This window comes from Micromonospora chokoriensis, assembly GCF_900091505.1.
In the GTDB taxonomy this organism is placed as follows: Bacteria; Actinomycetota; Actinomycetes; order Mycobacteriales; family Micromonosporaceae; genus Micromonospora; species Micromonospora chokoriensis.
Genome location: NZ_LT607409.1, coordinates 6,248,332 through 6,261,568 on the forward strand (window position 1 = coordinate 6,248,332; position 13,237 = coordinate 6,261,568).

Here is a 13,237-nt window from a genome sequence, read left to right on the forward strand (position 1 = left end):
TCAGGAGAACTGCGAGAAGAACCTCCAGATCTCACCCTTGGTCCAGGTCGTGATGCCGCTCTCGGCGTACGTGCCGTCCACCGGGCCGGGCATGTGGCCGTTGTCGTACGCGGCCCACTGCACCGGGTACCCGGACCGGCAGCCCGAGTAGGTGGTGGTGATGTGGGTGCGGCTGCCCGCCCCCGGCTCGGGCGGGTTCTGGGCGGTGCACCCGTTGTTGCGCACGAACGTGTCGCGCAGCGACCGCCCCTGTCCGATGCTCAGGACGTTGTCCGAGATGCCGTGCAACCCGAAGTACGCGATGGGCTGCGTCCCGCCACTGCACCCGCTGATCTGCCCGCCGGAGATGACCGCGACGGCCCGGAAGACGGTGGCGCGGGCACAGGCGATGGCGTAGCTCATGCCCCCGCCCCAGCTGAAGCCGAGGGCGAACCGCTGCCGCGGGTTGACGCAGAGGCTGCTCTCGATCCGGCTGATCATGTCGTCGACGAAGACGATGTCCTCACCGCCGGAGTTGCCCCAGCCGTTGCCGAGGCCCTGGGGCGCGACCAGGATCGCGCTGTTGTTCGACTGCTCCTGCTGCCCGTAGTAGGACCACGGCGCTCCGCTGGTGCCACCGGAGGAGACGTCCTGCATGGTGCCGCCCCGCCAGTGGAAGGCGAAGATCAGCCGGTAGGGGTTGCTGTTGTTGTAGTTGGCCGGCACCCGCAGGGTGAACGTCCGGCTCTTGCCGTTGCTCTGGATCGTGTGCGTGCCGCTGGACAGGGTCGGCGCCTTGCCGCAGCCGCTGCCACCGGTCGGTGGCGGGGTGGTGCCGCCGTCGGTGCGGACGAGCTGCCACTGCTGGTTGGCACCACCGTGGTCGGCGTACTGCACGATGTTGCCGCCGTCGGCGGTGGAGGCGCCCTGCACCTCGACGGCCTTGCTGCTGTGCCGGCTGATCAGTCGGACGTAGCCGCCGTCCGAGTCGGCCAGGCGGAACTGCTGGTTGGTCCCGTTGAGGTCGGACCACTGCACGATCGCGCCGCCGTCGGCGGTCGAGAAGCCGCTGACGTCGAGAACCTTGCCGGAGTGCCGGGACTTCACCCGGTAGTTGCCGCCCCCCGAGTCCACGAACTGCCACTGCTGGTTGGCCCCGTTGTTACGGGTCCACTGGCTGATCCGCGCACCGTCGTTGGTGGCCGAGGCGTACAGGTCGAGCGCCTTGCCGCTGTTGCGGTTGACCAGGACGTACCAGGCGTTGGTGTCCACTGTGGCAGCCGCCGCGGGCGTCTGGTTGACAGCGACCAGCGCGCTGGCCGCCATGACCGCGGCCGCAGCCGCGGCCATCCCTGACCGCCAGTGATGCCGTGGCGGGGAGGCGGGACGGGCCTCACCGATGACCTTCATGGTCCACTCCTTCGATCGGGGCGACCCACGAGCAGAACGCGCGCGCGTGCCCTGGGGTGCGTGCCGGCGACTGGTGGTGGCGTCAGCACGTCTGAGGGGGTTGCGGACGAGATGCGGCCGCCGCCGAGCGACCGTGGCCCAGGCCACGGACCGAATGAGGAGCAGGCCCGCGCCGGGTACGCGGCGCCCATCCGGCTCCGGGCAGCCAGTGGTCCGCGGGTGAAAATTAGCGCTAACGACGTCATACGTCAAACGATTGGCATCGATTTCGCGAGGTTCCCCTCGGCCGGCAGCATGGGTGCTGGTAGCGGCCCTGCAAACGTCGCGCCGCGACGGAGCGGTGACTTGACGTAGCTCTTGTTATCGCTCACAGTCGATGGACGATGGGGTGGCGTCGATCGGGCGAGCGGCACCTCCCCAGCGGGCACAAGCAGCGGCCCGCCCCGGGTGGGGGCGGGCCGCCGTCCTGTCACCTGACTCGTCCGGTCGCTATCCGATCCGGACCAACTGCCACTGCTGGTTGGTGCCGCCCCAGTCGGCGTACTGGACGATGTTGCCGCCGTCCGCCGTGGACGCGCCCTGCACCTCGACAGCCTTACTGCTGTTGCGGTTGATGAGACGCACGTATCCGTCAGCCGAATTGGCGATCCGGAACTGTTGGTTCGTGCCGTTGAGGTCGGACCACTGCACGATCGCGCCGCCGTCGGCGGTCGAGAAACCGCTGACGTCGAGAACCTTGCTGGAGTGCCGGGACTTCACCCGGTAGTAGCCGCTCCCCGAGTCCACGAACTGCCACTGCTGGTTGGTGCCGTTGTTCCGCGACCACTGGCTGATCCGCGCGCCGTCGTTGGTCGCCGAGGCGTACAGGTCCAGGGCCTTGCCGCTGTTGCGGTTCAGCAGCACGTACCAGGCGCTGGTGTCCACGCCGGAGCCCGGCGGTGGCGTGGTGGGCGGGGTGGAACCGCCGTTGAGGGCGTCCAGGACGGCGGTGTACGCGGCCTTCTTGTTGCCGTTGCAGTCGAACAGCAGTGCGTTGTCCGAGCCGCGCCACGAGTCACAGTCGCGCACCCCCCAGGTGGTGATGCCGGTGCACCGTGAGACGGCCAGGCAGGCGCGGGTGACGGCGCCGTAGATGTTGGCCTGGTTGCCGCCGGTCATCACGTCCAGCTCGGTGATCTGCACGTCCACGCCGAGGTCGGCGAAGCGCTGCAGGTTCGCCTGGTAGTCGGACGCCAGCGACGTGCCCAGGTGCGACTGGAAGCCCACGCAGTCGATCGGCACACCACGGGACTTGAAGTCCCGCACCATGTTGTAGATCCCGGTCGACTTCGCGTTGATCCCGTCGGTGTTGTAGTCGTTGTAACACAACTTCGCGCCCGGATCCGCCGCGTCCGCCGCCCGGAACGCCGCCTCGATCCAGTCGTTGCCGGTGCGCTGCATGTTCGAGTCGCGCCGTCCACCCGAACCACCGTCGGCGAACGCCTCGTTCACCACGTCCCACGAGTGGATCTTCCCGCGGTAGTGCGTCGCCACCTTGGTGACATGGTTGATCATCGCGTTGCGCAACGCGCTGCCCGACATGCCCTGCGCCCACCCCGGCTGCTGCGCGTGCCACAGCAGCGTGTGACCCCGCACGCCCATGCCGTTGGCCTGCGCGTGGCTGACCAGCCGGTCACCACTGGCGAAGGTGAAGGTGTTCTGCTGCGGCTCGGTGGAGCTCCACTTCATCTCGTTCTCGGCCACGACATCGTTGAACTCACGGTTCAGGATGGTCGTGTAGGCGCTGGTCGACAGCTTGTTGACGGCGACAGCCGCGCCGAAGTAACGGCCCTTCTCGGCGGCCGCCGCCTTCAGCGTCGTGCCGGCGCCGGATGCGGGAGTCAGCGCCACCGTCATGCCGGTGGTGAGGGCGACGGCGAGGGTCGCCGCCGCCAGCAACGTTCTGCGTGATTTCATGTCGTTCCTTTTCAGTGGATGCATCGGTGGTGGTGATGTGCCACATCGATCAGGACGGCCGCCCGGTGCGGCGCACGCGGTCAGGGAAGGCGTTCGCCGGCGCTGCCGGGAGCCCTGAGGTGACGTCCGCCCGCCCGGAGGGGACGCCGGGATCCGAGGCACGACCCGCAGGGCTCGCCCGGTGAACCCAACGAAACGATAAACCTCGATATCGAGGGTGAGCGATAACATGCCGTTCGTCAAGACGAAACGAGCCGTTCACGCCGACGCGCCGGAACACTCCGCCCCGCTCACCACCGACCGCCTGCGAAGATCGCCGTCATGCACGGCGCGAACTGCCGGAACGGCCACGCTGCCGCATCACCGGAAGACGCCTGAGGGTGGCCCTGTTATCGCTCACAGCTAGCATGCGAGACCGAGCGGGGCCGGCGGTCCGGCGCGTACTGACGGCGACCAGCCCCGTCCCCGGGGGGCGGTAGCCACACCGTCGCGACGATTCGGCGATGCGGACGACGACCGCCGCCCGGCAGCTCCGACGGTAGAAGGGCGGGCGCCTGCGGGTCGCCCTCAGTCGTCAGGGCTGAGGAAGTCGGTGATCAGGGTAGCGAGACCCTGTGGTCGTTCGGCGACCATCGCGTGGCTGGCACCCGCGAGATGCCACACCCGCAGAGACGGGTTCTCCACAGCGGCGAGCCGTTCGGCGGTGACCTTGCGGTACGCCTCGTACAGGCCGTGGAACGGCTGCTGTTCGGGCAGATCCTCGGTGGCGAGGACGAGCAGCAGCGGGCAGCGGGTGTCGCGGTAGGCGGGCATCAGGTCGAGGGAGTCCATGGCGTCGCGGAGCTGCCGGGTAAGGTCCGGCGCGGGCCGCAGCCGGCTGCGGCCGTCCTCGCCGGGCACGAGGTTGCGCTCGAAGGCCGCCACCCAATCGTCCGGCGCGCCTCCGTAGCGCTGGGCCATGGCCCGCTGCCCCGCGACCAGGGCAGCCACCTGTTCGGCGGTCAGCGGCTCGGCCACCATCGCGGCCATCCCGTCGAAGACGGCCCGCAGCGTGGCCAACCCGGTCCCAGCCTGCTCGGGATCCAGCCCGGCGAGCTGGTCGCGACGGTTGAGCGGCGGATTGCCGTCGAGGCTGACGGCACCGGGGCACTCCGGGTGACGCTGCGCCCACAGGGTGGCGAGCATGCCGCCGAGGGAGACGCCGACCACCGCCGGGGAGGTGAGGCCGAGGTCGTCGCTGACGGCGGCCAGGTCGGCCAGCACGTCGTCCCAGCGCCACGGGCCGTCTCCGGAGCGCCCGTGACCACGTAGGTCGACGGTGACCACCCGGTGGGCCGGGCGCAGGTGCTCGGCGAGGGTGGCCATCTGGGCGAGGTTGCCGCCGGCACCGTGCAGGAGCAGCAGCGGCTGGCCGGATCCGCCGAAGTCGCGGATCGCGATGGGCACGGTCCCGGAGTCGACAATGGTCTCAGCCACGTCGGGTTCCTTCCCTGAGCAGCCGGTCTCGTACGGAAGCGCAGCGCACGCCGCCTTCGGGGTGGCGGGCGAGCTTGTCACGGGAGACCAGGTCGTGGACGCCCTGGCGGGTGATGCCGAGCATGGCGCCGGCCACCGCGTACGACACGGATTCTGCGGTCGGGTGGCCGACCCGTCGAGCGACGGCCTGGCCGAGCGGGCTGCGCCACCAGTCGATGGGTGGGTCGAACGGTGTGTCCCCCGGATAGAGGGTGGAGATCGCGCGCATGACCGCGCCGACGGCGGCCCGCTGGTCGCCGCTGACGATCGTGGTGGCCAAGGATCGGGCCCGCTCCCGGATGACGGCGCGCAGCGGGCCGATGGCGTCGTGGCCGTCGACCAGGATGTCGAGGGGGTCGAGCAGCCGGATGTCGATCAACCGGATGAGGTGCTCGGTCAGTTCGTCGTGCGTGGGTGCCATGCCGCCTCCTCCACTACTTGACACCCATCGTCAAGCGCTTGACGGCCAGTGTCAAGCACGATGGGCGTGAGCACGGTGCTCGGCAGCGCCGTGCACGGCCGCAGACCGGGTGCGGCACCGGCGAGAACCACGACGCTCCCGTCAGTCGGCAGCGCCGCCGTGCCCCCGCTCGGCCAGGCTCGCCTCGAGGCGTACCCCGGCGAGCATGTCGGCGGTGGTGTGCGCCCGGATGCCGGGCTGCGTGCCGTCGGCGAACCGGGCGACGACCGCCCGGACGTGTCGCTCGGCGGGCGCGGCGAGGCCGTCGTAGACGGCCGCGAACAGCTCCTGCGCCGGCCGCCGCAGCCACCCCTCGGGAAGGAGTTCCACGGGCAACTGCGGATCGAGGACGGGGAACCGCCGGAAGGTGTCCATCACCTCGGTACGGGCCCGTACCGCGGCGGCACCGTCGACCTCCCCGGACACCACAGCGGGCAGCAGCGGCGTCCAACGCCGGAGGAACGCCTCGTAACTCCGGCTGATCGCCTCGATGTCCCAGGCCTCGATCGGGGCACGGTGGATGGCCGAGTCAAGGGGTGCCTGCCGCCCGCGAAACACCGTCACGGCACCGAGGGTGAGCTGGTCGAGACGGGCACGAGCCGGGGCGTTCAGGTCGCGCGGCGAGATCCACAGCCCGTCGTACAACGGTGCGTAGCCGAGCCACCTCAGCTGCGCCCGCAGGGCCCGCCGCTGCCCGCTCAACTCCTGTGGCAGCGAGAAGGCGACGACCGTCCAGCACCCGTCCCATCGCACCGTCGAGGTGGTGGAGGTGAGGATCCAGTGGGCTCCGGCGGAGAGGCTCGCGGCAGCGCCGCGGCTGAGCCGGTACGAGCTGCGGCGTCCCAGTCGGCTGCCCTCCAGCACGCCGCGCCGGGCCAGCCGGCTGATCGCGGTGCGCGCACCGGCCGTCGTCACGCCGGTCTCCCCGAGCAGCGCCACGATGGCGGCGGACGGGAGCGAGACACGGGTCCGCAGTGTGTAATCCGCCAGCAGGGTCACGGCGACCCCCTGGGGTGAGTTGCCCGCCTGCCGCCGGGGCAGCCGGAGCTCGTGATCTCCGTCGTCCGGATAGATCTCGTCGATGTCGAACGGGCTTGCCACAGGCGCTCCGTGCTCTTCAGGGACGGTGTGACGACTGTAGACGGAGCAGCGCCCGGCCGGCTCCCGGGCTCGATCGACGATAGAAAGACTTCGATTGACACTTGTCGGTCCCGGGGGAACACTAATTGCCATGCAATGCCGCCCGGAGCCGGGCAGGGACAGGGCAGACCACAGGTAGCGGGCAGGCGTGATCAGGCGGGCACCGGGCGCACCCGCCACCGGATCGCGCCACCAATCCAGCCGCACCGGCAATCGAAGGAGTCGTCCGTTGACAATCAAGAGAAAACTGCTGCTCGCGCTCGCCGTGCCACTGGTGACGGCCGGCCTGGTGATCCCCGCGTTCCGACCCGCGTACGCGGCGTCGCTGACCGAGGTGACCAGCTTCGGGGACAACCCGGGGCGGATGCGTATGCACGTCTACGTGCCGGACAACCGGCCGGCCAGGCCGGCGACGGTGGTGGCCATGCACGGCTGCGGCGGCTCCGGCCCCGGGTTCTACTCCGGGAGCGAGTTCGCCGGCCTCGCCGACCGCTACGGGTACATCGTGATCTACCCGTCCGCCACCCAGCAGGCCGGCTTCGGCAACTGCTTCGACACCTGGTCGGACGCCGCCAAGCGGCGAGGCGGGGGCAGTGACCCGGTCTCGATCATCTCCATGATCCGGTACGTGCAGCAGCAGTACGCGGCCGACCCGGACCGGGTCTACGCCACCGGCAGCTCGTCCGGCGGCATGATGACCAACCACATGCTGGCGCTCTACCCCGACGTGTTCAAGGCCGGCGCCGCGTTCATGGGCGTGCCGTTCAACTGCTTCGCCAACGCGGCGGACTACCCGCCCGGCAGCAGCCAGTGCACCGGCGGGAACATGAACCGCACGCCGCAGCAGTGGGGCGACGCGGTGCGCCAGGCGTACCCCGGCTTCGCCGGACCCCGTCCACGCGTGCAGCTCTGGCACGGCACCAACGACACCCTGGTGCCGTACTCGCTGTTGCAGGAGACGATCGAGCAGTGGACCAACGTGTTCGGCCTGAGTCAGACACCCACCTCCACCGACACGCCCCAGGCCAACTGGAACCGGCGTCGGTACGCCGACACCAGCGGCACCGTCCAGGTCGAGGCGTACAGCATCCAGGGCGCCGGGCACAGCCTGCCGTCCGGCGGTATGGCCGCCGCCGCCCTGCAGTTCTTCGGCCTGACCAACCCCACGACCCCGCCGCCGACCACCCCGCCGCCGACGACTCCGCCCCCGACCACGCCGCCGCCGACCAACGGCGCGTGCCGGGTGACCGTCGCCGTCAACGCCTGGAACAACGGCCTGACCGAGAACATCACCATCACCAACACGGGCACCAGCGCCGTCAACGGCTGGTCCCTGGTCTTCACCCTGCCCAGCGGACAGACCATCACCTCGGGCTGGAACGCCACCTACTCGCCCAACTCCGGGCAGGTGACGGCCCGCAACGTCGCGTACAACGGGGGCATCCCCGTCAACGGCTCGGTGACGATCGGTTTCCAGGCCAGCCACAGCGGTAACAACGCCCGACCGGCATCGTTCACCCTCAACGGCGCGTCCTGCACGGTCGCCTGAGACCGGACCGACGTCGACGAGACCGTGCGCCGGTCACCACCTCGCGTGGTGACCGGCGCACGACTCGTTCCGGCGTCGCCGGGTCAGCGGTAACCGGCGCCCACCACGCTGGCCTGCACCGCGTTCTCGGTCGCGTCGGACGGGTAGCCGGCGACCATGGCTCCCTCGTAGAAGGTGCCGGCGCTCAGGTTCGCGCCGCCGTCGGGCTTGCAGCAGTCACCGCCACTGCCCAGGATGATCGCGCCCTGCTTCTTCATCGGGCTGTATCCCGGCGGGAGCGCGCCGTCATAGAGGGTGTAGAGGCTGCCGGACTGCGCGTCGCTGCCCTTGATGGCGAAGCGGGTGGTGCCGTTGTTCTTCAGCGTCGCGGTGACGAACTTGCTGGTGAACGCACGCTGGTTCGGGTTCCAGGCCTGGCTGCCACCCGGGAACAGGCCCCACTCCAGGTCCGCCTGCACCCAGGGGCCGGAGCCCGAGCAGCCGCCGAACCAGCACTGCTTGCTGAAGTTGATGGCGTCCATCGCGCCGGCGGCGTCCGCCTTCCTGGTCGTCTCGCTGTTGCCGTAGTCGAAGCAGCAGCCGCTGTTGACGTGGGTGCCGCTGGTGACCATGTACATGCCCTCGGGCGCCGCACCGGTCGGCACGCCGGTGAGGTGCCCGTCGCGCCAGTAGCTGTTGCCCGGGTTGATGTAGAGCGAGTACGCCTTCGCCCCGCCCACGGTCAGCGACTCCGACGTGGCGATCGCCGGTCTGCTCTGCGGCGAGCCCGGAACGACGCTGGAGCCCTGGTACCAGAGGTCGTTACCGCGTCCGGACTGGTCGAAGACGACGGTGATCACGCAGGTCGTGCCGGCGCAGAAGGAGTCCTGCGTGGCGGCGACGGCGGTGCCGCCGGCACCGGACACCGCGATGTTGCGGGTCGTGTTGTCCGACGAGCGACGCACCTGGTAGAGGTTGCCGGTGTACGCCGCGTAGAGGGCCCGCGTCGTGCTGTGCGCCGCGATGCACGGCGTGCCGCCAGAGGCGTAGATGTCACACGGGCGCGCGCCGCTCGGCGGTGGGGTGGTCGGCGGTGGCGTCGTCGGCGGGGTGCTCGGCGAGGTCCACTGCTGGTTCGCGCCGCCGTTGCAGGACCAGAGGATGATCTTGGTGCCGTTCGCCGTGCCGGCGGCGTTGGCGTCGAGGCAGAGCCCGGACTGCACGCCGGTGATGGTGCCGTTGCTGTTGACGTTCCACTGCTGGTTGTTCTGACCGTTGCAGTCCCAGATGATCACCTGCGTGCCGTTGGTGGTGCCCCGGCCGTTGGCGTCCAGGCACTTGTTGCCGTACACCGTGAGCTGCCTGCTCGACGTCCAGGTCCAGGTCTGGCCGGCGCTGCCGGTGCAGTCCCAGAGTTGGGTCTGGGTGCCGTTGGTGGTGCTGGAGTTCGGCACCTCCAGGCAGCGACCGGACTGGGCGCCGACGACCGTGGTGCTCTGCCCGGGCTCGATCGCCGCGGACACGGCTGCCGCGGCTTCGGCCGCGAAGGGTGAGGTGGTCGGCGTGGTGCCGTAGCCGACGAGGACGCCGACCAGGGCAGCGGCCAGAAAGGTCAGACGTCGCGCGCGGCGGCGTCTCGGGATGGGATCGAGGGCCGTTCCTGGCCCACCGGGGGACGGGGTTCGCACGAGGTACTCCTCGGAGTCGGCGGAGGTGGGGGATGGGCGACGCGCCACGGGCGAGGGCGGGGTCGGCGAATCGATTCGCAACGAATGGTAGGATCTTTATTTCATTCATGTCAATGAATGCGGTCGGTAGGTGATGCGCCGACCACCCGACGAGCGGCCGGCGCATCACCTACCCCGAGACACCTACCGCCCCAGGAGCCGCCACGTCTGGTTCAACGGGCTGCCCTGATTGACCGCTCGGCAGGTCCACTGGTGGACCTGCGCGCCGGCCGCCGTGGAGACCGCGTTGACGTCCACGCACTTGCCACTGTGCCGGGCAACGAGTTGGTAGTCGTGCGAGTCGTTACCCGAGTAGGTCACCTTGCGCAGCGCGAACTGCTGGTTCGAGCTGTTCAGGCAGGTCCACTGGTGCACGGCCGCACCGTCGGCGGCGGACACCCCGCTGACGTCGAGGCACTTCCCGCTCTGCTGGTTGACCACCGTGTACGTGTTGGCCACCCCGGCGACCGGCCGGAAGTTCCACAGCTGCTGGTCACCGCCGTCGCAGTGGTTCTGCTGCTGGACGTTGCCGTCGGCGGTGCTCAGGCCGGCGTTGTTCAGGCACTGCTGGGAGTGCTGCGCCACGGCCACCGACTGGAAGCCGCCCTCCGAGGGAGGCAGCAGCGTGAGCGTGTAGGTGTCGGTCTGGTTGGAGTACGGCAGAGTCACCGTGGCGTTGTTGTTGGACACGTTCACCACGCTGTTCGAGACCGTGACCGGCCCCTGCACGGCACCGCCGTTGTTGTGCGGGATGCGCTGGGCGAGCACCCGGACCTGGTTGTTCTGCACGATGCCGCTGGTGGTGTCCAGGCGTTGCAGGTTGACGGTCAGGTTCCCGGTGGTCCGACCACCACCGATCAGGACCTTCGCCGAGCCGGAATCCTTCGTGGCGTACGCGTCGAACGACTGGCTCGGGGTCACCCCGACGATCTGCCCGGTCTGCGAGGCGTAAAAGCGGTAGTTCCACCACTCGCCCTTGGGCTGGTGCTGACCGGCAGAGTTACGGATCAACAGGTTGCCGAGGTCGTTGTGCAGACTGCCCCCGCTGGCCCAGTTCGCGCGCAGGCCGTCCGCCCGGGCCCGCTCCAGGCGCGCGATGTACCACGCACCGTCGGCCGGGTTCTGCTCGTCGGGGGCGCCGTACTCGTTGATCTGGTACGGACGCGGGTGGGCGATGCCGCGCGGGTCGAGGGTGGCGTTGGCCGCCGCGACGTTGGCGACCGGGTCACCGGGCAGGGAGTGCCAGCTGATGATGTCCGGCACCGTGTTGGTCGAGCGGACGAAGTCCAGGTACTGGTTCCAGAACGTGTGGTTGGTCGACGGTACGCAGGCACAGCTCGGCCCGACGATGAGCTGGCTGGGGAACTCCGCCCGGATGCGCTGGTAGGTGCGGCGCCACAGTTCGAGGTACTGCGAGATGGGGCGGTTCCAGAAGATGGTGATGTTGGGTTCGTTCCAGATGTCCCACTGCACCGACAGCCCGGACGCCCGGACGTCGCCGATCAGGCGGGTCAGGAAGTTGTCGTAGTCGGTCCAGTTGCCGTTGTCACCGGGAAAGCGGGAGATCCCGGCGCCGTCGGCACCCCAGAGGTCGTGCGGCAGGATGATGAACTGCCCACCGAGGGCGTTGGTCCGGCGCGCCTGGGCGAGTGTGGAGTTCCAGCGGCGGTCGTAGGTCCCGCCGACCCAGCCGCTGCCCGGAAGCTGTGCGCCGCCGGCACGCATGTACTGGAACTTGACGTCCCGGTAGAAGTGGTCGGCCGGACCGCTGGCGTTCTCGGTCATGCCGTAGATCCAGCCGGAGGCGCGGTAGGTCGGCGTACCGCTGGTCGAGGAGAAGTTGACACTGATCGACTCGTCGGCGGCCTGCGCGGGGGACGGGGCGACGGCGACGGCGGTCGTGGCGGCGAGCAGGCCGACCACGAGTCGGGCGACGATCGCACCGACTCGTCCTGACCTGCCGCGGGACGGGGTTTTCACGGGCGGCTCCTTGGTGGGGCGTGGGGGACGCTCTCCGGAGGGCAGCGCTTGCGAATCGATTCGCACGGATCGTAGGACCGGGCACTGAACCGTGTCAATGAATTGACAGCCGGATGAAGACCGTGTTTCCGCGCTCGGCCGCCGATCTCTTGACCACCGGTTCCAGACCGTCTTATCTTCGTGCGAACCGATTCGTCGAATCGATTCGCCTCATGGCCGTGCCCCGCTCGGCCCGCGACTGTCACACCACCCCACCCTGACGATCGACTTGAAGTGAGGCACCACATGACCGGACTCAGTCGTCGGCGGCGCCTGGCCGCCGTCGCCGTGATAGCCCTCGCCGCAGCGGCCGGCAGCGCCTGCTCGTCATCCTCGGACACGCCCACCGACGGCGGCGGCGCCTACCTCGTCTGGGACCCCTATCCACAGTTCGCCGACGACTCCGAGTGGGTCGCGCTGCTCAAGAAGTGCGGCACCTCGGCGGGCGTGACCGTCGAACGGACCGGCTACGACACCACCGACCTGACCAACAAGGCACTGCTCGCCGCCCAGCAGGGCAACTCCCCGGACGTGCTGATCGTCGACAACCCGGTCATCTCGACACTGGCCGAGGCCGGCGCGCTCACCACCACCGACGACAACAAGCTGGACGTGTCGTCCATGGAGAAGAACCTGCTCGGCGCGGGACAGAGCGAGGGCAAGACGTACGGGGTGCCGATCGGCGCGAACACCCTCGCCCTCTACTACAACAAGGACGTCCTCACCGCCGCCGGCGTCGACCCCACCGCCGTCAAGGACTGGACGTCGCTGAACGAGGCGCTGGGCAAGGTCAAGGCCAAGGGGAAGAAGGGCATCACCTTCTCCGCGATCGGCACCGAGGAGGGCAGCTTCCAGTTCCTGCCCTGGTTCTGGGGCTCCGGCGCCCAACTGACCGGCCTGGACTCCCCGCAGGCGGTGGCCGCGCTGACCCTCTGGACGGACTGGCTCAAGCAGGGCCACGCTCCGAACTCGGTCATCAACAACACCCAGACGACGAGTTGGCAGGAGTTCGCCACCGGCGACTACGCCTTCGCCGAGAACGGCACCTGGCAGCTGGCGAACGCCGAGAAGCTCGGCTTCGCGTACGGCACGATCGCGATCCCGGCCAGCTCGGGCGGGCCCGCCCCGGCGCCCACCGGCGGTGAGTTCGTCTCCATCCCGGTGCAGAAGAACACCGGACGGTACGACACGTCGCAGAAGCTCGTCACCTGCCTGACCAGCGCCGACAACCTCCTCACCACCGACACCACGCTCTCCTACGTCGCACCCGTCGCCGCCGTGCAGGACCGGCAGGTGACCGCGGACCCCAAGCTCACGGTCTGGGTCGAGGCGGTCCGGGCAGCCAAGGGCCGCACCGGCGACAACCTCGGCACGAAGTACCCGAAGATCTCCGAGTCACTGTGGACCGCGGTGCAGGCGGCCCTCAGCGGCGGGAAGTCTCCCCAAGAGGCGCTGGCCGCAGCGCAGGCCGCGGCCACGAACAGGTAAGGCGTCGAAGCGACA

At 69.5% G+C, this 13,237-nt stretch carries 9 protein-coding genes; 2 read left to right on the forward strand and 7 right to left on the reverse strand.

Going from position 1 to position 13,237, the window contains the following annotated elements:
• The 5 genes from GA0070612_RS28235 to GA0070612_RS28255 all read right to left on the reverse strand — a co-directional run bounded on the left by GA0070612_RS28235 (nt 1) and on the right by GA0070612_RS28255 (nt 6,421).
• The gene (locus tag GA0070612_RS28235; RefSeq protein ID WP_088990683.1) at nt 1-1,389 is read right to left on the reverse strand and encodes an RICIN domain-containing protein; all 1,389 of its coding nucleotides are present in this window, start codon (nt 1,387-1,389) and stop codon (nt 1-3) included.
• A gap of 489 nt (nt 1,390-1,878) precedes the next feature.
• Entirely contained in the window at nt 1,879-3,345 is a 1,467-nt protein-coding gene (locus GA0070612_RS28240) for an endo-1,4-beta-xylanase (RefSeq protein WP_088990684.1), read from the reverse strand.
• 567 nt (nt 3,346-3,912) lie between these two features.
• Nucleotides 3,913-4,821, reverse strand: a complete 909-nt coding sequence (locus GA0070612_RS28245) for an alpha/beta fold hydrolase (protein WP_088990685.1) — start codon at nt 4,819-4,821, stop codon at nt 3,913-3,915.
• The gene (locus GA0070612_RS28250; protein WP_088990686.1) at nt 4,814-5,281 is read right to left on the reverse strand and encodes a hypothetical protein; all 468 of its coding nucleotides are present in this window, start codon (nt 5,279-5,281) and stop codon (nt 4,814-4,816) included. The genes GA0070612_RS28245 and GA0070612_RS28250 overlap by 8 nt, the downstream gene beginning before the upstream one ends.
• A 141-nt stretch (nt 5,282-5,422) precedes the next feature.
• Nucleotides 5,423-6,421, reverse strand: coding sequence for a PaaX family transcriptional regulator (locus GA0070612_RS28255; RefSeq protein WP_088990687.1), 999 nt, complete (start codon nt 6,419-6,421; stop codon nt 5,423-5,425).
• A gap of 268 nt (nt 6,422-6,689) precedes the next feature.
• Between GA0070612_RS28255 and GA0070612_RS28260 the strand changes: the two genes are divergently transcribed.
• On the forward strand, nt 6,690-8,009 hold the full coding sequence (locus GA0070612_RS28260) for an extracellular catalytic domain type 1 short-chain-length polyhydroxyalkanoate depolymerase (RefSeq protein ID WP_088990688.1): 1,320 nt from the start codon (nt 6,690-6,692) through the stop codon (nt 8,007-8,009).
• 83 nt (nt 8,010-8,092) lie between these two features.
• Here GA0070612_RS28260 and GA0070612_RS28265 read toward each other — a convergent pair whose 3' ends face one another.
• Nucleotides 8,093-9,676, reverse strand: a complete 1,584-nt coding sequence (locus tag GA0070612_RS28265) for an arabinofuranosidase catalytic domain-containing protein (protein ID WP_197699257.1) — start codon at nt 9,674-9,676, stop codon at nt 8,093-8,095.
• A 183-nt stretch (nt 9,677-9,859) separates the two neighbouring features.
• A complete protein-coding gene (locus GA0070612_RS28270) occupies nt 9,860-11,695 on the reverse strand; it encodes an RICIN domain-containing protein (protein WP_088990689.1) in 1,836 nt (611 codons plus the stop codon).
• A 285-nt stretch (nt 11,696-11,980) separates the two neighbouring features.
• On the opposite strand from GA0070612_RS28270, the gene GA0070612_RS28275 reads away from it, so the two are divergent.
• On the forward strand, nt 11,981-13,222 hold the full coding sequence (locus GA0070612_RS28275) for a sugar ABC transporter substrate-binding protein (protein WP_088990690.1): 1,242 nt from the start codon (nt 11,981-11,983) through the stop codon (nt 13,220-13,222).
• Nucleotides 13,223-13,237 lie beyond the last annotated feature (15 nt).